At 59.7% G+C, this 24,402-nt stretch carries 24 protein-coding genes and 1 tRNA gene; 13 read left to right on the top strand and 12 right to left on the bottom strand.

Features of this window, described 5'->3' with window-relative positions; all coding sequences use genetic code 11:
• Positions 1-14 precede the first annotated feature (14 nt).
• Positions 15-551: a DUF1697 domain-containing protein gene (locus PQU92_RS00435; RefSeq protein ID WP_272746250.1), complete on the bottom strand. Its 537-nt coding sequence runs from the start codon at positions 549-551 to the stop codon at positions 15-17.
• Positions 552-658: 107 nt separating this feature from the next.
• Positions 659-743 (bottom strand) — tRNA-Leu (locus PQU92_RS00430).
• A gap of 433 nt (positions 744-1,176) precedes the next feature.
• Here PQU92_RS00430 and PQU92_RS00425 point away from each other — a divergent pair.
• The 10 genes from PQU92_RS00425 (at position 1,177) to PQU92_RS00380 (ending at position 13,159) form a co-directional block, all read left to right on the top strand.
• Positions 1,177-1,515, top strand: a complete 339-nt coding sequence (locus tag PQU92_RS00425) for a P-II family nitrogen regulator (RefSeq protein ID WP_023463888.1) — start codon at positions 1,177-1,179, stop codon at positions 1,513-1,515.
• Positions 1,516-1,554: 39 nt separating this feature from the next.
• Positions 1,555-2,961 (top strand): type I glutamate--ammonia ligase, encoded by a 1,407-nt coding sequence (gene glnA / locus PQU92_RS00420; RefSeq protein ID WP_272746249.1) that lies wholly within the window; start codon positions 1,555-1,557, stop codon positions 2,959-2,961.
• Between the two features lie 331 nt (positions 2,962-3,292).
• Entirely contained in the window at positions 3,293-4,726 is a 1,434-nt protein-coding gene (locus PQU92_RS00415; RefSeq protein WP_438263796.1) for an ammonium transporter, read from the top strand.
• A gap of 269 nt (positions 4,727-4,995) precedes the next feature.
• Positions 4,996-5,649 carry a TorF family putative porin gene (locus PQU92_RS00410; RefSeq protein ID WP_272746248.1) on the top strand — a complete coding sequence of 218 codons (654 nt, stop codon included), beginning with the start codon at positions 4,996-4,998 and terminating at the stop codon, positions 5,647-5,649.
• 408 nt (positions 5,650-6,057) lie between these two features.
• A complete protein-coding gene (locus PQU92_RS00405; RefSeq protein ID WP_272746247.1) occupies positions 6,058-6,726 on the top strand; it encodes a TorF family putative porin in 669 nt (222 codons plus the stop codon).
• A 134-nt stretch (positions 6,727-6,860) separates the two neighbouring features.
• Positions 6,861-8,966, top strand: coding sequence for a DNA topoisomerase IV subunit B (gene parE, locus PQU92_RS00400; protein ID WP_272746246.1), 2,106 nt, complete (start codon positions 6,861-6,863; stop codon positions 8,964-8,966).
• Between the two features lie 146 nt (positions 8,967-9,112).
• Complete coding sequence (locus tag PQU92_RS00395) at positions 9,113-10,642, top strand: DEAD/DEAH box helicase (RefSeq protein ID WP_272746245.1); 1,530 nt, start codon at positions 9,113-9,115, stop codon at positions 10,640-10,642.
• Positions 10,643-10,740: 98 nt separating this feature from the next.
• Complete coding sequence (locus PQU92_RS00390; protein WP_272746244.1) at positions 10,741-11,796, top strand: GGDEF domain-containing protein; 1,056 nt, start codon at positions 10,741-10,743, stop codon at positions 11,794-11,796.
• An 84-nt stretch (positions 11,797-11,880) separates the two neighbouring features.
• Positions 11,881-12,684, top strand: a complete 804-nt coding sequence (locus PQU92_RS00385) for a lysophospholipid acyltransferase family protein (protein WP_272746243.1) — start codon at positions 11,881-11,883, stop codon at positions 12,682-12,684.
• Between the two features lie 79 nt (positions 12,685-12,763).
• Complete coding sequence (locus PQU92_RS00380) at positions 12,764-13,159, top strand: hypothetical protein (protein ID WP_272746242.1); 396 nt, start codon at positions 12,764-12,766, stop codon at positions 13,157-13,159.
• Here PQU92_RS00380 and PQU92_RS00375 read toward each other — a convergent pair.
• From PQU92_RS00375 to PQU92_RS00340, 8 genes are read right to left on the bottom strand one after another with little or no spacing between them, the layout of a single operon-like run.
• A complete protein-coding gene (locus tag PQU92_RS00375) occupies positions 13,156-13,539 on the bottom strand; it encodes a HesB/IscA family protein (protein WP_272746240.1) in 384 nt (127 codons plus the stop codon). The genes PQU92_RS00380 and PQU92_RS00375 overlap by 4 nt on opposite strands.
• Positions 13,540-13,549: 10 nt before the next feature.
• A complete protein-coding gene (locus PQU92_RS00370; protein ID WP_272746238.1) occupies positions 13,550-13,957 on the bottom strand; it encodes an SUF system Fe-S cluster assembly protein in 408 nt (135 codons plus the stop codon).
• 4 nt (positions 13,958-13,961) lie between these two features.
• Positions 13,962-15,182 carry an aminotransferase class V-fold PLP-dependent enzyme gene (locus tag PQU92_RS00365; protein WP_272746236.1) on the bottom strand — a complete coding sequence of 407 codons (1,221 nt, stop codon included), beginning with the start codon at positions 15,180-15,182 and terminating at the stop codon, positions 13,962-13,964.
• On the bottom strand, positions 15,172-16,218 hold the full coding sequence (sufD, locus tag PQU92_RS00360; RefSeq protein WP_272746235.1) for a Fe-S cluster assembly protein SufD: 1,047 nt from the start codon (positions 16,216-16,218) through the stop codon (positions 15,172-15,174). The genes PQU92_RS00365 and sufD overlap by 11 nt, the downstream gene beginning before the upstream one ends.
• The gene (sufC, locus tag PQU92_RS00355) at positions 16,218-16,967 is read right to left on the bottom strand and encodes a Fe-S cluster assembly ATPase SufC (protein WP_272746233.1); all 750 of its coding nucleotides are present in this window, start codon (positions 16,965-16,967) and stop codon (positions 16,218-16,220) included. The genes sufD and sufC overlap by 1 nt, the downstream gene beginning before the upstream one ends.
• Before the next feature lie 17 nt (positions 16,968-16,984).
• Positions 16,985-18,451, bottom strand: coding sequence for a Fe-S cluster assembly protein SufB (gene sufB, locus PQU92_RS00350; RefSeq protein WP_272746232.1), 1,467 nt, complete (start codon positions 18,449-18,451; stop codon positions 16,985-16,987).
• On the bottom strand, positions 18,451-19,569 hold the full coding sequence (locus tag PQU92_RS00345) for a cysteine desulfurase family protein (RefSeq protein ID WP_272746231.1): 1,119 nt from the start codon (positions 19,567-19,569) through the stop codon (positions 18,451-18,453). Before PQU92_RS00345 ends, sufB begins: the two co-directional genes overlap by 1 nt.
• Positions 19,566-20,087: an Rrf2 family transcriptional regulator gene (locus PQU92_RS00340; protein ID WP_272746230.1), complete on the bottom strand. Its 522-nt coding sequence runs from the start codon at positions 20,085-20,087 to the stop codon at positions 19,566-19,568. The genes PQU92_RS00345 and PQU92_RS00340 overlap by 4 nt, the downstream gene beginning before the upstream one ends.
• Before the next feature lie 164 nt (positions 20,088-20,251).
• Here PQU92_RS00340 and PQU92_RS00335 point away from each other — a divergent pair, with 164 nt between their 5' ends.
• Both PQU92_RS00335 and PQU92_RS00330 read left to right on the top strand, forming a co-directional pair.
• Positions 20,252-20,902 carry an alpha/beta hydrolase gene (locus tag PQU92_RS00335; protein ID WP_272746229.1) on the top strand — a complete coding sequence of 217 codons (651 nt, stop codon included), beginning with the start codon at positions 20,252-20,254 and terminating at the stop codon, positions 20,900-20,902.
• 13 nt (positions 20,903-20,915) lie between these two features.
• The gene (locus PQU92_RS00330) at positions 20,916-21,449 is read left to right on the top strand and encodes a hypothetical protein (RefSeq protein WP_272746228.1); all 534 of its coding nucleotides are present in this window, start codon (positions 20,916-20,918) and stop codon (positions 21,447-21,449) included.
• 15 nt (positions 21,450-21,464) lie between these two features.
• Here PQU92_RS00330 and PQU92_RS00325 read toward each other — a convergent pair whose 3' ends face one another.
• Complete coding sequence (locus PQU92_RS00325) at positions 21,465-21,893, bottom strand: hypothetical protein (protein WP_272746226.1); 429 nt, start codon at positions 21,891-21,893, stop codon at positions 21,465-21,467.
• Positions 21,890-23,026, bottom strand: a complete 1,137-nt coding sequence (locus tag PQU92_RS00320; RefSeq protein ID WP_272746225.1) for an anhydro-N-acetylmuramic acid kinase — start codon at positions 23,024-23,026, stop codon at positions 21,890-21,892. The genes PQU92_RS00325 and PQU92_RS00320 overlap by 4 nt, the downstream gene beginning before the upstream one ends.
• An 87-nt stretch (positions 23,027-23,113) precedes the next feature.
• Between PQU92_RS00320 and tyrS the strand changes: the two genes are divergently transcribed.
• Positions 23,114-24,367 (top strand): tyrosine--tRNA ligase, encoded by a 1,254-nt coding sequence (gene tyrS, locus PQU92_RS00315; RefSeq protein WP_272746224.1) that lies wholly within the window; start codon positions 23,114-23,116, stop codon positions 24,365-24,367.
• The last annotated feature ends 35 nt before the right edge of the window (positions 24,368-24,402 follow it).

Below are 24,402 nucleotides of genomic sequence, written 5' to 3'. Positions count from 1 at the left end.
TCAAATTAAAAGCATTATTCGCCAGCCATATCTATCAGCGTCTCGACCGTACGCAAATTCCGCGCGGTCATATCGCCTTTCAGATACTTGCCCAGCTTTTCGGCGACTTTCGACACGCCGAACCCCTGCGGCGTATAGAGATAGAACACATCCTCATCCATGTGGAACGCCTCATCCTGCGTCGCCAGACCCTTCAGCCCGTCGGGATCATAGGCTTTCACCGACCCGTTGAGGAAAAACACATGCACCAGCTTGTGCGCGTTTTCGCCTTCGGGCCTGAACGGACAGGCCGCCAAAGCCGCTTTTACCTGATCCAGGGTCAGGACGATGCAGGACGGTCGAAATCCGAAAGCCTCTCCGATAGCCTCCGTCATGGCGGTAGCGATATCCGATGCCGGGCGATCGGACTCGAACAGCGCGTTGCCGCTCTGAATATAGGTCCGGACCTTCGCATAACCGAGCCCATCCATGATCCCGCGCCAGTCCTTCATCGGCAGCTTGTTGTTGCCGCCGACATTGATCCCCCGCAACAGCGCTATGTATGTGGACATGTGGCCTCCGCTTTCCCCGAACCGTATCAGAACGCGCAAAAAGCGAACAGGGTGGCCAAAAACAAAAAGGACGGAACGGCTTTCGCAACGTTCCGTCCTTTGAATGCTGGTGCGGTCGAGAGGACTCGAACCTCCACGCCTCGCGGCGCTGGAACCTAAACCCAGTGCGTCTACCAGTTCCGCCACGACCGCAACGCCGCCAGCCCTACCGGCAATCCCCCACCGGGGTCAAGTCGCAAGCGACCCGGGCGCCTTTTTTCCACGACTAATCCGTCCGCGCAGCCCAAAGCTTCGCACGCGCAAAAGGGATTGTCATAACGCCGTCATTTTTGCTCTTTACCGTGGAACCGAGACAATCTAATTTCAGCGGAAATTAGTTTTCGCCGATTCGGCGAATTTGCCGTAAGCCTTTGAATGAGATTCTTCTTTTTCTGGCTTAAAATCCTCTTCTGGCCGCATTTTCTTTTTGAATTTGACGGCGTCTAGGTCTAAAGGCAGGGCCTACAAGCGTTCACGCAAAGTAATAAATCTTTACAGTCAAGTGAGCCGTCACCCCCGAATCTGGCTTGCATTCTCGCGCAATGCACAAGATTTTCGGATGACGGTCGTGCGATCAGGATAGCTCATGAAAAAGATCGAAGCTGTTATCAAGCCCTTCAAGCTCGATGAAGTGAAGGAAGCCCTTCAGGAAATCGGCGTGCAAGGGATGACCGTTCTGGAAGCCAAAGGTTATGGCCGCCAGAAAGGACATTCCGAACTGTACCGCGGTGCGGAATATGTCGTTGATTTTCTCCCGAAGATCAAAATTGAACTCGTTGTCGCCGACGACCTCGCCCCGGCTGCTCTGGAAGCGATCCAGACCGCGGCCCGTACCGGCAAGATCGGCGACGGCAAAATTTTTGTGAGCGATATCCTCGATGTCGTTCGCATCCGCACCGGGGAGTCGGGCCCGCAGGCCGTCTGATTTCTCACTACCCTTACCCAGGAACCAAGGCGTCAAAAAATGACAGCAGATGACATCCTCAAGCTTATCAAAGAAAAAGACGTCAAGTACGTAGACGTCCGTTTCACCGACGTGCGCGGCAAGATGCAGCACGTGACCTTCGACATCGATCTGGTCGACGAGGAGTTTCTGACCGACGGCACCATGTTCGACGGATCGTCCATTGCTGGCTGGAAGGCCATCAACGAATCCGACATGAAGCTGCGTCCCGATCTGAAGACGGCCTATATCGACCCCTTCTATCAGCAGACGACCCTGTTCCTGTTCTGCGACGTCGTGAACCCCGACACCAACGAACCCTATAACCGCGACCCGCGCTCGATCGCCAAGAAGGCCCTGGCCTATACGCAATCGGCCGGTATCGGCGACACCGTCTATTTCGGCCCCGAAGCCGAATTCTTCCTGTTCGACGACGTGCGCTGGTCGATCCAGCCCAACGACATGGGCTTCACCTTCGACTCGTCGGAATTCCCGCACAATTCGGCCAAGGTCTATCCTGAAGGCAATATGGGTCACCGCCCTGGCCCTAAGGGTGGCTACTTCCCCGTCAACCCGGTCGATTCGTGCCAGGACCTGCGCGGCGAAATGCTCGCCGTCATGGGTGAACTCGGCATGGAGCCGGAAAAGCACCACCACGAAGTGGCGCCGGCCCAGCACGAACTCGGCCTGAAGTTCTCGGACATGCTGACCATGGCCGACCGCCTTCAGCTCTACAAGTACGTCGTCCAGAACGTCGCCCACGCCTACGGTAAGACGGCGACCTTCATGGCCAAGCCGATGTTCGGCGACAACGGTTCGGGCATGCACGTCCACATGTCGATCTGGAAGAGCGGCAAGCCGCTGTTCGCCGGCGACAAGTATGCCGGTCTGTCCGACATGTGCCTGTGGTTCATCGGCGGCATCATCAAGCACGCCAAGGCCATCAACGCCTTCGCCAACTCGACGACCAACTCCTACAAGCGCCTGGTTCCCGGCTACGAAGCTCCGGTGAAGCTGGCCTATTCGGCCCGCAACCGTTCGGCCTCGATCCGTATTCCGTGGGTCTCCTCGCCGAAGGGCAAGCGCATCGAAGCCCGTTTCCCGGACCCGATGGGCAACCCGTACCTGACCTTCACCGCCCTGCTGATGGCCGGTCTCGACGGTATCGAAAACCGCATGGATCCGGGCGGCCCCGCCGACAAGGATCTCTACCACCTGCCGCCCGAAGAGCGTAAGCTGGTGCCGGAAGTCTGCGGTTCGCTCCGTGAAGCTCTGGAAAACCTCGACAAGGACCGCGCCTTCCTCAAGAAGGGCGGCGTGTTCGACGACGACTTCATCGACTCCTACATCGATCTGAAGATGGAAGAAGTTATGATGCTCGAACTGCGTCCGCACCCGGTCGAATTCGAACTCTACTACAAGTGCTAAGCCGGAAATTAGGCTAACCACCTGAATAAAAAGAACAAGCCGCTCCTTAACCGGGGCGGCTTGTTTCATTTTCATCCTGGCCTCACTTGACCGGTTAAATAATTACGTAGGGTAAACTTTTTTAGTTTCAAATGATATTAAATTGGTATCCATTGATACCGGTTTGATTCATTGGGTTTGCGCGCCTGAGACGCGCATTTAGACACATAAATGACGCAATGGGGCCCGGGTGGCCTTTCGCGCCTGTATTAGCGCAATAAAACTCTTTGCGAAACAATCTAATAGCGGCACTCTTCGCGTGTGCAATATCCGCTTATCCAAGGGGGATAACTTGAAAACGTGGATCAAACTTACCCGAGTGGCCGCCGCGGCTGCCGCTCTTCTGATGACCGCCCCGGTCGTCACTGTCGCCCATGCGGCGGCTGTCACGGCTGAGGCCGCCGCGTCCGAATCGGTCGCCGCCTCCGAAGCCCCTACCCCGGTCGAAGCGGCTGAAGCCGAAGCGCCCAAGCTGCTGGCTCACCAGGCACCGCTCGAACTCGACGGCGCGGCCTCGTCCTTCGTCTTCCTCTCCACCGCCCTGGTTCTGATGATGACCCTTCCGGGTCTGGCCCTGTTCTACGGCGGTATGGTGCGTAAGAAGAACGTCATCGCCACCGTCACTCAGTCGGTCGCCGTTTCGTGCGTCGCCGGTCTGCTGTGGTACGTGGTCGGCTATTCGATCTCCTTCGGCGTCGGCAGCGATCTGTTCGGCGTTCCGGGCGAAACCGTCAACAAGTTCATCGGCGGCTTCGACACCTTCCTGCTGAAGGGCGTCACCAAGGAAACGGCCTTCAGCCTGGCCCCCGGCCTGCCTGAAATGCTGTGGATTTCCTATCAGATGACCTTCGCGATCATCACCCCGGCCCTCATCACCGGTGCCTTCGCCGAACGTATCAAGCTCTCGGGCCTGATCCTGTTCATGGCCCTGTGGTCGGTCTTCGTCTATGCGCCGATCTGTCACCAGGTCTGGGGCGGCGGCTATATGGGCGGCATGGGCGTGCTGGACTTCGCCGGTGGCGCGGTCGTTCACGTCAACTCGGGTGTCGCGGGTCTAGTTGCGGCTATCTTCCTCGGCCGTCGTAAGGGTTACGGCACCGAAGAAATGGCCCCGAACAACCTGATCTTCGTCATGATCGGCTGCTCGCTGCTGTTCGTGGGCTGGATCGGCTTCAACGCCGGCTCGGCCTGGGCTCCGGACGGTATCGGTGCCGCTGCCCTGCTCAACACGCTGCTGGCCGCTCTGGCTGCCGGTCTGTCGTGGAAGCTGGTTGAATGGACCATCCGTCGCAAGCCGTCGCTGCTCGGCATCCTGTCGGGTATCGTGGCTGGCCTCGTGGCCATCACGCCGGCTGCCGGTTTCGTCAACCCGACGGGCGCCCTGATCATCGGCCTGCTGGCCGGTCCGTTCTGCTACATCTTCGCCTCGTGGGTGAAGAAGCTGCTGGGCTACGACGACTCGCTGGACGCCTTCGGCATCCACGGTGCGGGTGGTTTCCTCGGCGCGATCCTGACCGGCGTCTTCGCCGATCCGGCGATCAACAGCCTGTCGGAAGGCGCCAACGTGATGACGCAGCTCTATGGCCTGCTGTTCACCATCGCCTGGTCGGCCGTCGGCACCTTCATCATTCTGATCATCTGCAAGTTCACGACGGGCCTGCGTGTTTCGGAAGCCGATGAAGAACTGGGCCTCGACTCGGCGCTTCACGACGAAGTCCATCACTAAGTCACAACAGAAACTGTTGCACAAAAACGATAAGGCGCCCGGAAACGGGCGCCTTATTTTTTATACATTACAAGATATTAATCCATATTCGCGACACATTCAGTGTAATTATAACACAGTTAATGTGTTTGATCGTCACACTATTGGCTTACGATTCAATCTCTGTATGTTGACCTTGCGGTATCATAAAAAGTTCATACAGGCCGCGCTTAACACGGAAACGTTCAGACCCGGCAACACAAAATAAGCCCCAATCTGAGGAAGTGATTATGAAAAAGTTTTTGACGGCCGCCGTTGCGGTTTCTGCTCTGCTGGTCGCCGGCGCCGCTTCGGCTGAAGGCGCGGTCAGCTACAATATCGCTGTGACCAGCGACTATGTGTTCCGCGGCATCACCCAAACCGACGAAAGCCCGGCCATTCAGGGCGGCATCGACTACACCAACGGCATCTTCTACGCGGGTACCTGGGCGTCGAACGTCGATTTCGGCACGAAGGCCGACTACGAAGTCGACCTGTACGCCGGTATCAAGCCGACCGCTGGCAAGGCCAGCTTCGACTTCGGCGTGCTCTACTACGCCTATCCGCAGGAAGACGACCTGAACGTCACCGAACTCAAGGCCGCCGTCAGCTATCCGCTGGGCGCAGGCTCGATCGGCGCCACCTACTACACCAACACCGACGACACCTTCGACACCTACTATGCCGAAGTGAACGCCGCCTATCCGATCACCGAAAAGGTCTCGCTGTCGGGCGCCATCGGTACGCAGAAGTTCGCCTTCGGTGGTGAGTACGATACGTGGAACGTCGGCGGCTCCGTGGCCCTGACCGACAAGTTCTCGGTGGACCTGCGCTACCACGACACCAGCGAAAGCATCAAGGGCATGGACGAGCGCTTCGTCGTCACCCTCAAGGCTGCCTTCTAAGACGAATCGTCTTTAAAAAGGCCCGAAAGCCGTCCGCGACAGCGGGCGGCTTTTTTCATTATTCCCCTTTCAAGTGATCAGTGTCCGAAGATACGCACCCACCTGACACAGGTCTCGGCCTCGCCACGTGGTCCCGAAAGGGGCGTCATTTAAAGGTTATGAAAATCTTAATCGAATCAGGTGCCTAAATTAGATTACGTTTCAAAATCGACACATCGCGCAAAAGTGACAATTTTACATCAAAGGCACTGAAACGTTCGGCGGGGACTGGCACTGAGCAAAAAAATTGCTAAATTCAACGTCGATTTGCAAGTTATGCCGCATATCACCTGACGCAGCCTTAAACTGATCGTGTCGGGCGACAGGTAAGACCCAAGAATAATCCGAATCATAAACAGGATACAGATCATGAAGAAATTCCTCCTCGCCGCCGCTGTCGCCACCAGCGCCCTCGTTGCCGGTGCCGCTTCGGCCGAAGGCGCCCTGAGCTACAACATCGCCGCCACGAACAACTACATCTGGCGCGGCGTTTCTCAGTCGAACAAGGAAGCTGCTGTCCAAGGCGGCATCGACTACACCAACGGCACCTTCTACGCTGGCGCCTGGGGTTCGAACGTTGACTTCGGCAGCGACGCTTCGCTCGAAGTCGACCTCTACGCCGGCGTGAAGCCGACCGTGGGCAACTGGTCGTTCGATTTCGGCGCGGTCTATTACTCCTATCCGGACGAAGACGGCCTGAACTTCGGTGAACTGAAGGCTGGCTTCTCGCACCCGCTCGGCAAGGGCACCATCGGCGCCACCATCTACACGGATTGGGAAACGCTGGAAAACCCCTACTACGAACTGAACGCCGCCTATCCGATCGCCGACAAGTGGTCGGTTTCGGGCGCCATGGGCAAGTACGAAGCCGCCGCCGGTGAATATACCACCTGGAACCTCGGTGCCACCTACGCCCTGACCGAAAACCTCTCGATCGACGCCCGTTACTCGGACACCGGCGATCACGACCTGGGCAAGAGCATCGCTCGCAACCCGATGAAAGAGCAGATCGCTCTGACCATCAAGGCGGCTTTCTAAGCTTCCTTACGGCGTAAGCCACAGAAATCGGCCGCAAGCCCCTTGGGGTTTGCGGCCTTTTTGTTTATGGCTTGTTCTCTCCGTGCCATAGTACGCCCTGCGTCCCGGCCACGAATCAGTTCACAGTGAATGCCATGTCCAACCCGACTCCCCAACCTTCCCTGTTCGGCGGCGAAACGCCCAAACCATCCCCCGAGACTGGCAATGCGACGGGCTCTGAAACCGCTAAGGACACGGGGCCTGCGGCACGCGCCACGCCCGCAGCGCCCGCACCCAAGCCGTCAGCGGTCGAGCCCTCGGCCATGACCGCCGAAGGCTATGGCGCATCGGCCATCGAGGTTCTGGAAGGCCTGGAACCGGTGCGCAAACGTCCGGGCATGTATATCGGCGGGACGGACGAAAAAGCCCTGCACCACCTCTTTGCCGAAGTGCTCGACAACGCCATGGACGAAGCCGTGGCAGGGCATGCCAAGGCGATCTGGGTCGAGTTGGATACGGACGGCTATCTGTCGGTGCGCGACGACGGTCGCGGCATTCCGGTCGATCCGCACCCGAAATATCCCGGCAAGTCGGCACTCGAAGTCGTCATGACCGTTCTGCACTCCGGCGGCAAGTTCTCGGGCAAGGCCTATGAGACGTCCGGCGGTCTGCACGGCGTCGGCGTGTCGGTCGTCAATGCCCTGTCCGAACACCTCGAAGTGACGGTCTGGCGCGACGGCTTCGAATGGCAGCAGAACTTCTCCAAGGGCCTGAGCCTCGGCCCTATCCAGCAGATCGGGCCGTCGAAGAAGCGCGGTACGCGTGAACGCTTCCTGCCCGATCCGGAAATCTTCGGCGTCGGCGCGCATTTCAAACCGGCGCGCCTGTACCGCATGGCCAAGGCCAAGGCCTACCTATTCCGCGGCGTCCAGATCCACTGGAAGTGCGCGGCCAACCACATCACCGACCACACGCCGACCGAAGACAAGTTCTATTTCCCCAATGGTCTGGCCGACTATCTGGCGGAACGCGTTCAGGAAACCGAAACCGTCACCGACATCTTCTCCGGGCGCGTCGAGCGTAAAGGCGAGGCCGGGGCGGTCGAATGGGCGGTCACGTGGTCCGGCGCCGGTTTCGGCGAGTTCGACGGCTTTACGCAGTCCTATTGTAACACCATCCCGACCCCCGACGGCGGCACGCACGAAGCCGGGCTTCGCGCCGCCCTCACCCGTTCGCTGAAATCCTATGCCGAAATGACCGGCGACAAGCGCGGCGCGGTCATCACGGCCGAAGACGTGGTCGCTCAGGCCGGTGTGGTCATCTCGGTCTTTATCAAGAACCCGGAGTTTCAGGGCCAGACCAAGGACCGCCTGTCGTCGTCGGACGCGCAGAAACTGGTCGAAAAGGCCCTCGCCGACCCGTTCGATCACTGGCTGATCTCGTCGCCCAAACAGGCCGACAAGCTGCTGCAATTCGTCGTCGAACGCGCCGAAGAACGTCTGAAAAAACGCAAGGACAAGGAAGTCCAGCGTGCCTCGGCGACGCGGAAGCTGCGCCTGCCGGGCAAGCTGGCCGACTGCGCCCGTCAGGACGCCCACGGTACCGAACTGTTCATCGTCGAAGGCGACTCGGCCGGCGGTTCGGCCAAACAGGCACGTAACCGCAATACCCAGGCCATCCTGCCCCTGCGCGGCAAGATCCTCAACATCGCCTCGGCCACCGCCGACAAGGCCAAGTCCAATCAGGAGTTGTCAGACCTCGGTCTGGCGCTCGGCGTACAGCCCGGTGCGCGGTTCAAGGAGGACGACCTGCGCTATGAACGCATCGTCATCATGACCGACGCCGACGTCGATGGCGCGCACATCGCCTCGTTGCTGATCACCTATTTCTACCGCAGCATGCCGGGCATGGTGCGCAACGGCAATCTGTACCTGGCCATGCCGCCGCTCTACCGCATCAGCCACGGTGCCAAGACCATGTACGCCAAGGACGACGCCCATCGCCTCGAACTGCTGGAGACCGAATTCAAGGGCAAGAAGCCCGAAATCGGTCGCTTCAAAGGCCTCGGCGAAATGATGCCGGCGCAATTGAAGGAAACCACCATGGACCCGAAGACGCGGACCCTGGCACGGGTCACTTTGCCGGAAAACGAGTCGGAAATCGAGGATCTGGTTGAAACCCTGATGGGCCGCAAACCCGAATTGCGTTTCAAATATATCCAGCAAAACGCCGAATTCGTCACCGAAGACCTGGATGTCTGACCGGGCCCGAGCGGGTGCAATAAACTTCTGTCTTTTTATGTAAAATCTGGTACTAGAAGCGCAAAGCCTTTCACGGCGCGGATTTGCGCTGAATTCGCGCATGCGCACAGGCCATTTCTTTTCCGTCAACCCGTTCAAAAAGCTTAATGACCAAGTTTACCGATCTAGGCCTCAGCCCTGAAATCCTCAAAGCCGTCGCCGATACCGGCTACGACACGCCGACCGCGATTCAGGAGCAGGCCATCCCCATCGCCCTTGTCGGGCTGGACGTGCTGGGGATTGCGCAGACGGGGACGGGCAAGACCGCCGCCTTCACCCTGCCGATGATCGAAAAGCTGGCCTCGGGCCGCTCGCGCGCCCGGATGCCGCGCGCCATTGTGCTGGCGCCGACCCGCGAACTGGCCGATCAGGTCGCCGAAGCCTTCGAGAAATACGCCAAATATTGCAAGCTGAACTGGGCCCTGCTCATTGGCGGCGTGTCGATGTCGGATCAGGTCGCCAAGCTGGACAAGGGCGTCGACGTCCTGATCGCCACGCCGGGTCGCCTGCTCGACCTGTTCGAGCGCTCTAAGGTCATGCTCAACGGCGTGCAACTGATGGTCATCGACGAAGCCGACCGGATGCTCGACATGGGCTTCATTCCGGACATCGAGCGCATCTTCAAGCTGACGCCGCCGTCGCGTCAGACCCTGTTCTTCTCGGCGACCATGCCCCCGGAAATCACGCGCCTGACCGAGCAGTTCCTGAAGAACCCGGTCCGTATCGAGGTGTCACGCCCGGCCTCGACCAACGAAAACATCACGCAATACGTCTATAAGGTGCCGTCGAAAGACTCGAAAACCATGGCCAAGGCCAAGCGCATGGCGCTGCGGACCCTGATCGGCCAGCTCGAGATCACCAACGGCATCGTCTTCTGCAATCGCAAAAGCGACGTCGATATCGTCGCCAAGTCGCTGTCGGTGCACGGCTTCAATGCCGCGCCGATCCACGGCGACCTCGATCAGAGCCTGCGTATGAAGACGCTCGATGCCTTCCGCAAGGGCGATTTGAAGCTTCTGGTTGCGTCTGACGTGGCCGCCCGCGGCCTCGATATTCCCAATGTCGGCCATGTCTTCAACTTCGACGTCCCCATCCACGCCGACGACTATGTCCACCGCATCGGACGTACCGGTCGTGCCGGGCGCACCGGCGAAGCCTACCTCATCCTGTCGCCGTCGGACGAGAAGAACTACGACAAGGTTCTGAAACTCATCAAGAAAGAGCCTAACCCGCTTGAGCTTGAGGTCGACTGGACCGGCCTGGAAGACGCCCGCCCCGAGCGCCCGGAACGTAAGGGCCGCGAACGCTCTCCGCGGGGCCGCTCGCGCCCGGTCAAGGTGTCCGAAGGCGTATCGATGGAGCCTGTCGCACCCGCAGCTTCACCGGTTGAGGTCAGCGAATCCATACCTGAAGTTGATAATTCCACGGCCGCGGCCATAGCGGAGGTTGTCAAACCTGAAAAAAAATCGCGTCGTCGCGGCGGTGTGAAGTCGGCCCCACCGGTCGATGAAACCCCTATTGAATCTTTAAAAAAATCAGCCAAAAAGCCTGAATATTCAACCGATAAGGACATAGAGGGCACGGGCTTTGGTGCCCATGTTCCGGCCTTCCTGTTGCGCAGCGCCTACCGCAACTGAGAAATAAAATAAAAATAAATGACGGCGTTAACCGGCTGTCAGAGAAATTGGCATAGGCTGACCGGGTCACCACGAATCAGTGTGACATGAGGAAGCCTATGAATAACGACATAGAAGTCAGCGTACGCAGCCCCAACGCCTATACCCTCGCGCAGGAAGCCATCCGCATGATGGAACTGCACGACGTGTGGCCGACGCCCCTCAACTATGAGATCTGGCTCTATGTCGCAGGTGATCCAGAATCGGCTCTGGCGCAGGAAATCCGCCGCCTGATTGGTTCCGGTGAAAAGATCACCGAAGAAATTTCGGAAAGCCTCGCGTCGAAATTCATCACGCGCATGAAACTCAACGACGAGGTCCGCGACGCAGGCCTCAAGCTGACGCGCGAACTGGCTTCGGTGACCGACGTCATTACCGAAGCCCAGAAAGCGCAGAAGGTTTACAATCAGACCCTGCTCGGCGCCAAGGACTCGATGGCCGATGTCGACGCCGCTCGCCTGCGGTCTCTGGTCGATACCCTGACCACGGCCACCAACAAGGTCATCGATCAGCACGGCCAGCTTGAAACCCGCCTGAGCGAATCGTCGCGTGAGGTCGCTCGTCTGCGCAAGCATCTGGATCAGGTGCGCATGGAAGCGATGACCGACGCCCTGACCAACCTGGCCAACCGCAAATCCTTCGACGAAACGCTGGATAAGCATTGCGAAGGCGACGACGGCAATGTCGTGACTCTGGCCGTTCTGGATATCGACCACTTCAAGCGCTTCAACGACACCTGGGGCCATCAGACCGGCGATCAGGTTCTGCGTTACGTCGCCTCGGTCCTGTCGCGCATGGGCCGCCCGCCGCGCCTCGCCGCCCGTTACGGCGGCGAAGAATTCGGCATGATCTTCCCGAACGAGTCGATGGCTTCGGTCGAGCGCCTGCTCAATGAGGCGCGTCAGGAAATTGCCTCGCGCGTGCTCAAGCGCCGCTCGACCAACGAAGACCTCGGCACCGTCACCATCTCGGCCGGTATTGCCCAGCGCGAGTTCGGCGAAGACGCCTTCGACCTGCTCGACCGAGCCGACAAGGCCCTCTATCAGTCCAAGAACAATGGCCGCAACATGGTCACCTGCGCCGCTTCGACGCGTAAAGGCGTCAATGCCGCCTAAATAAATAATTTGAACATTGTTCAAATTTATGCCACTATAAAGGCGGGGCTGTTTTGCCCTGCCTTTTTCGTTGCAGGTTCCCTTATGCGCTCTTTCGCATTCGCCGTCGTTTACTGGCTGTTTTCGATTTTTTACAGCCTTGCCGCGCTTGTCCTGTCGCTTCTGCCGGGGCGCAAACCGGTCCTGTGGATCATCCAGCGCTATACGCGGCGCATGGTGTGGGCGATGGATGCCGTCGCCGGCATAAGGCTGGAAGTACGCGGTCGCGAAAACGTGCCGGACGAACCGGTGATTTTCGCCGCCAAACACCAGTCGTGGGGTGACGGATTCAGCATCTATGCTCAATTTGCCGATCTGGCCTTCGTCACCGGCGATCATCTGGAGAAATATCCCCTGATGGGGACGCTGCTGCGCAAGCTGGGGGCCATCGTCGTCAATAATTGCGGCGGGCACGAAGCGCGCAAGAACCTCAGCCAGCGCTCCGCCGAAGCCGCGCGCGACGGTCGCCATATCTTGATCTACCCCGAAGGCCACCTGAACGCGCCAGGCACCTATCGCCGCTACCGGTCCGGCGTCTGGCACATGTACAAGAATTTTCAGCGGCCCGTCGTGCCGGTGGCGACCAATCTCGGCCTGTTCTGGCAGGAAACACACTACAAAAAGACGCCCGGCACGGCGGTCCTGCAATTTCTCGAACCCATTCCGGTTGGGCTCGACAAACACGCCTTCATGGCCACTCTGCAAGCGCGGATCGAGGATGCCAGTCAGGCTCTTATTGCCGAAGGTACGGGCTTACCCATTCAACCCTCGGTCCTTGTCGATGAGACACCTGAACGGGCGACAAGGCGTCCAAAATCCGCTGACACGCTTGCGCAAAGCGTTGAATAATATTCAAAAAACGGATTCTGGCAGGCCTTTCTTAAGGCCTGCCGCGTAGTTTGGCCTGACCACGCTACGAGTACACACCATGCCGACGACCTTCCGCATCAGCCACCAGATTGACCCCGAAAAGCAACGCCTGATCATCACCGTGCGGGGACGGTATGAAAGCACCGCCTTCATAGATGCGCTGATCGAATTTTACGGCACTATCGGTCATCCCTGGCTCTATGATCGCATTATGGATATGCGATCGGCCGACGGTTATGTCGAAGTCACCGACCTGCTGCGGGCCGGGAAATATCTGGCGGATATGGCGGGCTCACCGCCCCCGCCGCGCAAACGTCTGGCCCTGATCTCGACCGATCCGTTCGACAAGCCGCGTCTGGGCAGCATGGAAGACATGTTCCCAAAGGCCTTTATCCAGACGTTTGAGAGCCTCGATGAGGCGCTCGACTGGCTGGATATGGTGCCTGCCGCTTAGTCCTTAACCGGCACGATGGTAACACTCTCACCACAGCCACAGGCGTCGGTCTCGTTCGGGTTATTGAAGACGAATTTCGAGGCCAGTTTGGTCGTCTCGAAGTCGATGATTGTACCGACCAGATACAGCACCGCCTTGGGTTCGATCAGAATGGTGACGTCCTTGTCCTTGACCACTTCGTCCAGCGGGTCGATGCTTTCGGCATAGGACAACACATATTCCTGACCGGCACAGCCTCCGGCCTTAACGCCAACGCGCAGGCCGACATAGGGCTTCTCGGCCCGCGACATGATCGATTTGACCTGTGCGGCAGCCGCCTCGGTCAGAGACACAACGGCCGGACGCGGACGGCGGGGACGAACGGTGACGGTCGGTTCCATGATCGTGCCCTTAAAACATATTCAGTTGCAGCTTGGCTTCGTCGCTCATCTTCGACGACTCCCACGGCGGCTCAAACACCAGATTGACCGTGCAATCGGCAACGCCACGCACGCCCATGACGGCGTTCTGCACCCAACCCGGCATTTCGCCGGCCACCGGACAGCCCGGCGCCGTCAGGGTCATATCGACCACGACTTCGCGGTTGTCGTTTACATCGACGCGGTAGATCAGCCCCAGTTCATAGATATCGACCGGAATTTCCGGATCGAACACCGTTTTGAATGCCGCGATCAGTTCGTCGGTCAGACGATCGAGTTCTTCCTGCGGCAACGGCTCAACGGCCACCGTTTCCTCCGCCGAAAAGAGTTCAGCTTGCGGCTCTTCGCCGGTCAGGGAAATGATCTCGTGCTGGGACATGGGGTTACTCAAAGAAGGATTGGGCCTTTTCGACCGCCGCGATCAGCGCGTCGATTTCGGCTTCGGTATTGTAAATGGCGATCGAGGCGCGCACGGTCGAGGTCACGCCCAGACGCGTCATCAGCGGTTCGGCGCAGTGCGTCCCCGCCCTCACCGCTATATTGTAGCGGTCGAGGATTTGCGCAACATCGTGAGCGTGGGCCGAGCCCAAAGAAAAGGTCAGGATCGAACCTTTTTCCGCCGCTTCGCCGTGGATGCGCACGGAATTGATCTTTTTCAGTCCGGCATGGGCGCGTTCATAGAGCGCCATTTCGTGCGCCACAGCGGCCTCACGGTCCCATTGCGACAACCAGTCGATGGCGGCCTTCAGACCGATGACCTCAAGGATCGCCGGTGTGCCCGCTTCGAAGCGGTGCGGCGGTTCGGCATAAGTAATCCGTTCCTTGCTGACGTGGGCAATCATCTCGCCGCCGCCCTGCCACGGGGGCATGGCCTCCAAGAGGTCGTAGCGGCCCCACAGGACGCCCAGACCGGTCGGCCCATACAGCTTATGGGCCGAGAAGGCATAGAAGTCGCAACCCAGCGCCTGTACGTCCACCGGCAGGTGAACCACACCCTGACAGCCGTCGATCAGCACCTTCGCACCGACCGCATGGGCCTTCTGGACGATGACCTGCACGGGGTTGATCGTCCCCAGCACGTTCGACATATGGGCGATGGCGACCAGCTTGACGCGCTCGGTCAACAATTGATCAAATGCCGCCATATCGAGGCTGCCGTCATCAAGGATCGGTACCCATTTCAGCACCGCGCCCGTGCGCACGGCCAGCATGTGCCACGGCACGATATTGGCGTGATGCTCCAACTCACTGATGAGGATTTCATCACCGGCCTTGAGGTTTTGCTGCCCCCAGGTCTGCGCCACGAGGTTCATCGACTCGGTGGCCGACTTGGTGAAGATCACCTCTTCCGGACGGGCGGCGTTGATGAATTTCGCGACCGTCTCACGCCCCGCCTCGAACGCATCGGTGACCTCATTGGCCAGCCGGTGCAGGCCCCGGTGCACATTGGCGTAGGACTGCGCCATGTGATGGCTCATGGCGTCGATCACGGCCTTCGGCTTCTGTGCCGAAGCGCCGGAATCGAGATAGATCAGCGGCTTGCCGTTGATTTCGCGGCTGAGGATCGGAAAATCGCGACGGACGGCGTCGACGTCAAAGGGCATAGAACCCTCCCGCCTTGTCTTCAATCCAGTTGAGAACCATCTCGCGCAAAGCCTCGTCCTCGATCTGTTCAGCGACCGGCACGACGAAGGCCTGCATCAGCATAGCGCGCGCGGTGTCTTCGGGCATACCGCGCGACTGGCAGAAGAACAGCGCCGCCTCGTCCAGAGCGCCTATCGTATTGCCGTGGGCGCATTGTACGTCGTCAGCATAGATTTCAAGCTCTGGCTTGGCGCGGACGTGCGCCCCGTCATTGAGCATCAGGGCCTGATGGCGCATCCGGGCATCGGTACCGTCAGCGCCCTTTTCGACATAGATCCGGCCCTGAAACACTGCCGTAGCGCGGTCCTTGACGAGGCCCTTGATCAGTTGCTCGGTCGTACCGTCGATCTCGGCATGGTTGACACGCGTCGTGTAGTCGAAATGCGCCGTGTCTTTCAGCAGATAAGCGCCGTGCATTTCGACGTGCGCGCCATGCCCGGCGTGTTCAACATGGGTCTCGAAACGCTGAAACTTGGCACCGGTTGAGAAGACATATTGCTTGAACGCGCTGCCCGGCGCGGTCTTGACGGTCGAACGACGCACCGACACAGCGCCTTCCGGCTCATCAAGGATGACCACGCGAGTCAGAGATGCGCCTTTGGCCAGTTCAAAATGCAGGGTCGTGTTGGCAGCATAGTCGAGCGCGCCGCTATAGTCTTCGAGCAGGATCAGGTGTTCGCCCACGCCCAGCGTGATGCGGCCTTCACCTTGGTAGCCAGCGACCACGCCCTCTGCACCGACATCGCTCAGGTCGAGATAAAGACGACCATTCGCCTTGGCCACAGCCGCTTGCAAGTCACCTAGTTGCCCGTCACCGGCACAATGCCAGTAGAAGCCACCGAAATCGCCGGTTGCCGCTTGCAGATGCGTCAGGACCGCGCGCGACGGCACCTCGCGCAGCACGCGCGCGAGGTCGCTGTATTTCCACTCTTCATTCCGCCGCGTCGGGTAGGACGACGGATCGAACAGGTCGAGCGGGGTCAGGTCGAAGGCCATTACGCGGCCTCACCGAGGTAACGGTCGTAACCGTGCGCTTCCAGTTCCAGCGCCAGCTCCGGGCCGCCGGAATGGACGATCTTACCGTCGACAAGAATATGGATGCGGTCCGGCTTGATATGATCAAGCAGGCGCTGATAGTGGGTAATGACCAGCATGCCGCGATCCGGCGCGCGCAGGGCATTGACGCCGTCCGACACGACCTTGAGCGCGTCGATATCGAGGCCGGAATCCGTCTCGTCGAGGATCAGGAACTTCGGCTTGAGCAGCGCCATTTGTAGCACTTCCATGCGCTTCTTTTCGCCGCCGGAGAAACCGACATTGAGCGGACGCTTCAGCATATCCATGTCGATTTTCAGCGTCTTGGCCAGTTCGCGCGTCGTTTTGAGGAACTCCGGTGCGCTCATTTCGTCTTCGCCACGCAGCTTGCGCTGGGCATTGAGCGCCGTGCGGATGAAGGTCAGGGCCGGGACGCCGGGAATTTCCAGCGGATACTGGAACGACAGGTAAAGACCGGCGGCGGCGCGTTCATGCACCTCCATTTCCAGCAGGTCTTCGCCGTTGAAATCGACCGCGCCTTGGGCGACCTCGTAATTCGGGCGACCGGCCAGCGTATAACCGAGCGTCGATTTACCCGCGCCGTTGGGGCCCATGATGGCGTGCACTTCGCCCGCCGGAACATTCAGGTTCAGGCCCTTGAGGATGGTCTTGGTGTCGACGAAGACGGTGAGGTTTTCGATAGAAAGCATTGTCATTATTCTCTTATTTAGCCGACCGAGCCTTCAAGGCTGATAGCGACCAGTTTCTGGGCCTCGACGGCGAATTCCATCGGCAGTTCCTGCAGGACGTCGCGCACGAAGCCGTTGACCAGCAGGGCCACGGCCTCTTCCTGCGACAGGCCGCGCTGCATGGCGTAGAACAGTTGATCCTCGCTGAGGCGCGTCGTCGTCGCCTCGTGCTCGAATTGCGCCGTCGCCGTGTCGGACTCCACATAAGGCACCGTATGTGCCGCGCAGGTCTTCCCGATCAGCAGGCTGTCGCACTGGGTGAAGTTGCGCGACCCGCCGGCCTTGGCGTGGGCCGAGACCAGACCGCGATAGGTATTGGACGACTTGCCCGCCGACACGCCCTTGGAAATGATGCGCGAGCGGGTATTTTTGCCCAGATGGATCATCTTGGTGCCGGTATCGGCCTGCTGCATGCCGTTGGTGACGGCGATGGAATAGAACTCGCCGACGCTCTCATCCCCGCGCAGGATGCACGACGGGTATTTCCACGTCACGGCCGAACCGGTCTCAACCTGGGTCCACGACACCTTTGATCGTGCGCCGCGGCAATCGGCGCGCTTGGTCACGAAATTATAGATGCCGCCCTTGCCTTCGGCGTCGCCGGGATACCAGTTCTGCACCGTCGAATATTTGATCTCGGCGTCGTCCAGCGCCACCAGTTCGACCACGGCGGCGTGAAGCTGGTTCTCGTCGCGCATCGGCGCCGTACAGCCTTCGAGATAGGAAACGTAGGCGCCCTTATCGGCGATGATCAGGGTGCGCTCGAACTGCCCCGTATTTTCGGCATTGATGCGGAAATAGGTCGACAGTTCCATCGGGCAGCGCACGCCCGGCGGCACGTAGACGAATGAGCCGTCCGAAAACACGGCGGCATTGAGCGCGGCGAAATAGTTGTCCGACACCGGCACGACCGAGCCCAGATATTGACGCACCAGATCAGGATATTCGCGCAAGGCCTCGGAAATGGCGCAGAAAATGACGCCGGACTTTTTCAGTTCGTCCTTGAAGGTCGTCACGACCGACACCGAATCGAACACGGCATCCACCGCATATTTCGGCGCACTGGCGACGCCTGCCAGCACTTCCTGCTCCTTCAGCGGTATGCCCAGCTTGGCATAGACGGCCAGCAGTTCCGGATCGACCTCGTCGAGGCTATTCAGCTTGGCCTTGGGCTTCGGCGCGGCGTAGTAATAGAGGTCCTGATAATCGACCTTCTGATACTCGACCTTGGCCCAGTCGGGTTCGTCCATCGACTGCCAGCGCTCGAAGGCGGCCAGACGGTATTCCAGCATCCATTCCGGCTCGTTCTTCTTGGCCGAAATGAAGCGCACGATATCGGCGCTCAGCCCCTTGGGCGCGTATTCCATCTCGATGTCCGAGACGAAGCCGTGCTCATAGGTTTCAAGCTTTTGAACGGTTTCGATCGTTTCCTTGACCGCGGCCATCAGGCGCTTTCCTTTACTCTGCTGGTTTGGCGGGCGAGAAACTTCTCATAACCCTTTGACCAGATATCCAAAAATTCCTGCCAGTCGACGGGGGTCGTATTCCACCCGGACGAGACGCGCAAGGCCTTATCGGCCACATCGTTCAGGCCCATGGCCTCCAGCACCCGGCTCGACTTGACCTTGCCCGACGAACAGGCCGATCCCGACGAGACACAAATGCCCGCCATATCCATGTGAATAAGCTGAAGCTGCGCGGTCCAGTCAGGCACCGTGAAACAGGTGATACCCGGTGCACGTGGGGCGTCCTCGCCGACGATGGTCGCCCCCAAAGCCTTCAACGCCGCTTCGGTCGCGATTTGTGCTTCGGTATCGGGCGCGGATATCACGCGTACAGCGGCGGCAAAACCGGAGATACCGGCGATATTTTCGGTGCCCGCACGGTGGCCGAACTCCTGCCCGCCACCCGGTACTGCCGCTTTGAGGTCGCGGTCGGCACTATAGACCAGCGCCCCGACGCCTTGCGGGCCACCGATCTTGTGCGCCGCCAGCGACAGGCTGTCGGCCCCCAGCGCTTCGATGTCGATATCGATCTTGCCCGCCGCCTGAACCGCATCAACGTGCAGCCAGCCGCCAGCCGCATGAACCTTCTCGGCGATAGAGCGAATGGGCTTGATGACGCCGGTCTCGTTATTGACCAGCATGACGGCCACGAACGGACGACCGATCAACAATTGATCAAGTGCCGCCAGATCGATAAGTCCCGACCTCAATAATGGCACATAAGCCACGGGCAAACCGTACGATTCTGCCGCCTTGTGCAGGCTGTCGTGCTCACCGGCACTGACGATGATCCGGTCGAATCCGCGCGCCTGCGCCAGAGCCAGTTGATTGGCCTCGGTGCCGCCGGAGGTAAAGACCAGACGCGCCGGACCGACACCGTTGACCAGCCCCAGCACCGTGTCGCGCGCCTCTTCCAACAAAAGCTTGGCCTTGCGCCCCAGCGCATGGACCGAAGATGCATTGGCGCCGATATCCCACGCCGCGATCATGGCGTCGCGCACCTCGGGCCGGATCGGCGAGGTGGCGGCATGATCGAGATAGATGGGGGCACGACTCATATGGCCAGTTCCCGCAACGGATCGTGCGCCACACGGTTTTCAATCGTCACGCGCTTGCGCGTGCGCTTATGGATCACGTCGCTCAGCGACACGGTCGACAGGTAATCGTGGATGGCGAAGCCCAGATCTTCCCACAGATTATGCGTCAGGCAGCGCTGACCGCCCGGCATGCAGCCGATTTCACGCGCCGCGCTTTCCTTGGATTGCCGCTTATTGGCCCCCAGCTTGTTCGACGTCAGGGCGCAACGCGTCGCCTTGATCGGCTCATCGACGGCCAGCACGATTTCGGACACGAACAGGTCGTCGGCCTTGCGCGCCAGCGAATAGCCGCCGCCGGGCCCGCGTGCGCTTTTGACAAGGCCCGCCTTCCGCAGACGCGCGAACAGTTGCTCAAGGTACGACAGGGAAATCTGCTGACGATCCGAGATTTCGGACAGGGAGATAGGCTTACCCTGCGCATTCAAGGCGAGGTCGGTCATAGCCATTACGGCATAGCGTCCCTTGGTCGATAATCTCATGACGGCGTCTCTGACGAAAAACCTGCGCAAAGCGAAAAGAGTGTGCTAAACGGCTTGCCTTACAGCGGAAAGCCCGTTTGCAGCGGACTTAGTAATTCCGACTAATATAGTCAAGAATTATGCCCCGCACCATGACACTTTTTGTTACTGAGCAAGGGTTCTATATGCCTGAAGTTATCCTCGCCGGCGCCGCCGGACGAATTGAGGCCCGATATACCGCCGGCAAAACGGAAAACGCTCCCATCGCCCTGATCCTGCATCCGCACCCCAAGGCGGGCGGCCACATGAACAATCCGGTGACGGTGCAACTGTTCCACCTGTTCATGACGCGCGGCTTTTCGGTCCTGCGTTTCAATTTCCGTGGCGTGGGCAAGTCGCAGGGCGAATTCGATTCGGGCATTGGTGAGCTGGCCGACGCCGCTACGGCGCTCGACTGGCTTCAGGCCAAAAACCCGACCGCGTCGCAATTCTGGGTCGCAGGCTACAATTTCGGCGCCTATATCGGCATGCAGCTTCTGATGCGTCGTCCGGAAACCGATGGCTTCGTCTCGGTGTCGCCGCCCGCCAACGCCTATGATTTCAGCTTCCTGGCCCCTTGCCCGGCGTCCGGCATGTTCCTCAACGGCGCGGCCGATCCGGTCGTGCCGCCGTCGGAAGTCGAGCGCGTCGTCGCCAAGCTGCGCACACAAAAGGGTATCACCATCGCCCACGAAGTCGTCGAAGGTGCCGGTCACTTCTGGACCGATCAACTGAGCGAAGTCGAGCAGCGCGTCGGCGGCTATCTCGATCGCCGTCTGGCCGGCGAACTGGAATAGTTCCGCGCTTTCCATGCCCGCCAAACCCAAGGACCCTGTTTTCGAAACGCCCGTCTGGGCCTTGTGGCAGCGGCTGACGCCGCTGTTTCCCGGCTGGAGCCTTATCCCCTCGGCGTTCGTGACGCCGGGGGCGTGGACCATGATGGGTGTCGATTTCCTGAGCGGTCTTCGGCGCAATGGCTCGACGCGCAAGGCGTTCGAATTGCTTTCGGGTGTCGATAGCGCGACCTTTGCCGCGGTCGCCGACATGGCCGCGCTCAATGAAAAGCGTCAGGAGCAGATCCTGAAGGCCGTGATCATCGGCTATCTGACCATCCCTCTATCGATTATCGCGGTGCTGGCAGAAATCGCCGGGGATACCCTGTCATCCTACTTCCGCGAACACACCACAACCATTATCCAGTGGGTCTGCATCCTGACGGCGGCCCCGGCGGGTTACTTCCTCAGTCATTGGCGGTCCAGGCAGATCGTCAGCGTGCTGGAACTAATCCGCATCGAACGCGGCGATGTGGCGAGCAAACCGTCAGGCGCGACGCCGGAGGACTGAGCCAGAGGACTTAAGTCACAGGCAGCGTTTCCGCGCACCGCCTTCGTCACCGTCTATAGTAAGATATTGGCCATCCGCGCTCAATTTAAGGCGCAAACTACGCCTCCATGCCTCGCCTTCGCCCTGGAAATCGGCGTCCACAGACACCTCAGAAGGGCCGACTATTTTAACATGGCTGACCGTTGCGCGGCTTTCCCAAAAATCCATCTGCGTGGCCAATATGGATAGCGCCATGTCGCTGTCGCCGGAGCGGCATTTTGCCGCCTTGGCGTCCCACCGACCTTGAAACGCCTCAGGTATCGAAACATGCACCACTTCATCCGTAGATGAGGTCGCCGTTTCAGAAACGAAGGATGAAGCCGAATTCTGTGCATCCGTAGCCTGTTCGGATGCCGAACAGGCACCCAGCCCCACCAGCATAAGAGTCAGCACTACCGGTTTCATGCCGCTGACTCTTGCGATGCCCTGCGTGGCTGATGAACGACACCCCCGGTCAGCGGCGCTTTGACGCCCGTCGTGCCGGGGAATGAAATCGGCAAGCCGCGCAGCGACCGCGCCGCCATGTAGGCAAAGGCCTCGGCTTCGATCGCGCCACCGCGCCAGCCCATGTCCTCGGCGATTTTCACTTCGGCCAGATCGGCAAGTCGTGCCCGTAAGCGACTGACCATATGCAGATTATTGCGCCCGCCCCCACACAGCACGATGGCGTTCGGTTTGATCCCGGCGCGCTCGATCTCATGGCGCAGGCTCTCGACCGTGAACGCCATCAGAGTCGCCATGCCGTCCTCAAGACCGAGAGAGGCAACCGGCTCCAGCGTGAAGTCGTAACGATCGAGCGACTTCGGTGCGTTGGCCTGAAAATAGGGATGCGACAGGTACTGCGTCACCACGTCCATATCCGGCCCCCCCTTCGCCGCCACCGCGCCGTTTTCGTCGAACAAGGCCCCGGTATGCTGGCGTATCCACTGATCCATCAGACCGCTGGCCGGGCCGGTATCAAGTGCCGTCAGGCCGTCCTCACGCACGACGGTGATATTGGCCACGCCGCCCAGATTGACGACCACGACCGGCAGATCCATCCCTGATGCCAGCGCCAGCGCGCGATGATAGACCGGGGCCAGCGGCGCCGCCTCACCGCCCGCCTCGATATCGGCCTGACGGAAGTCGCAGACGACCGGCATGCCGGTCCGGTCGGCGAAATATTGCCCGTCGAACAGTTGCACCGTGCGGCCCTTGATGCCCGCCTTGGGGCGTTCGTGCAGGACGGTTTGCCCATGCACGCCCAACGCATCGAAATCCTGTAGATTCAGATCGTTTTCGCGCACGAATTCATCCAGCGCCGAAAGATGGAAATCGGCAATCACCCGGCGCGCCTCGGTAAAAATCTCAGGCTCGGTCTCGCCGCGCGGCCATTGCAAGGCCGCTTTGGTTGCGGCTTCCAGCACGGCACGCACCTCGACCCGCATCGGCTTTTCGGCATAGGCACCGAAGCTCAGTTGCGCCTCGCCGTCCGTGTCCAGCACCGCCATATCGATGCCGTCCAGAGACGTTCCGGTCATGAAGCCGATGATTTTCATGCAATATACCTATGGCAAAGCAAGTGGTGCGTGGTAAAGGCACTGTCGCACCAAACGGTGCGTAAAACCAACAGATTGTTAGAGATCATGACCACCTTCAAATCCGATTTCCTCAACGTCCTTCGACAGCGCGGGTTCATCCACCAGTGCACGGACGCGGAAGCCCTCGATACGCTGGCTTCTGCCGGACCGATCACGGGCTATATCGGCTATGACGCTACGGCGTCGTCGCTGCACGCCGGCCACCTGGTGCAGATCATGATGCTCTATTGGCTGCAAAAAACGGGCAACAAGCCGATCGTCCTGATGGGCGGCGGCACGACCAAGGTCGGCGACCCGACCTTCAAGGACACCCAGCGCCCGCTGCTCACCGACGCCCAGATTCAGTCGAACATGGACGGCATCAAGTCGGTCTTCACCAACTTCCTGACCTTTGGGGATGGCGCGACCGATGCTATCATGGTCAATAATGACGACTGGCTGTCGAGCTTTGGCTATATCGAATTCCTGCGCACCTTCGGCACGCATTTCACCATCAACCGCATGCTGACCTTCGATTCGGTGAAGCTGCGCCTTGAGCGTGAGCAGCCGATGACCTTCCTTGAGTTCAACTACATGCTCATGCAGGCCGTCGATTTCCGCGAACTGAACAATACCTATAACTGCGTCCTGCAAATGGGTGGTTCGGATCAGTGGGGCAATATCGTCAACGGCGTCGAACTGACCCGCCGCCTGAACCAGAAGGCGGCGTTCGGCCTGACGACGCCGCTTTTGACGACGGCTTCGGGCGCCAAGATGGGCAAGACGGTTGGCGGCGCGGTGTGGCTCAATGCCGACGCCCTCAGCCCCTACGACTACTGGCAATACTGGCGCAACGCCGAAGACGCCGATGTCGGCAAGTTCATGCGCCTGTTCACCGATCTGCCGCTCGACGAGATCGCGCGTCTCGAAGCCCTGCAAGGGGCCGAGATCAACGAGGCCAAGAAGATCCTCGCCGATGCCGCCACGCGCATGGTCCACGGCGAAGCCGCCGCTGCAACCGCCCGCGACACGGCGCAGAAGGCCTTCGAACAAGGCGTTCTATCCGCCGACCTGCCGACCGTCGAGTTGGCGCGCGCTGAGCTTGAGGCCGGGATCATGCTGGCGGCTCTGGCGACGAAGATCGGCCTGACCAGTTCAAACGGCGAAGCCCGTCGTCTGGCGCAAGGCGGGGGTCTGCGGGTCAACGACGCGGCGATCACCGACGGTAATCAAAACGTGACGCTGGGCGATCTGAATGCGGATGGCGTGATCAAGCTGTCGCAAGGCAAGAAGAAGATCGTTCTGGTGAAGCCGGTTTAAGGTCATGGGGCCGCAGGCCCCAAACCCCATAGCTG

Source organism: Asticcacaulis aquaticus (genome assembly GCF_028550415.1).
GTDB classification, from domain to species: Bacteria; Pseudomonadota; Alphaproteobacteria; order Caulobacterales; family Caulobacteraceae; genus Asticcacaulis; species Asticcacaulis aquaticus.
Note: the sequence above shows the minus strand (reverse complement) of the source record. Positions and strands in the feature narration are given on the sequence as shown.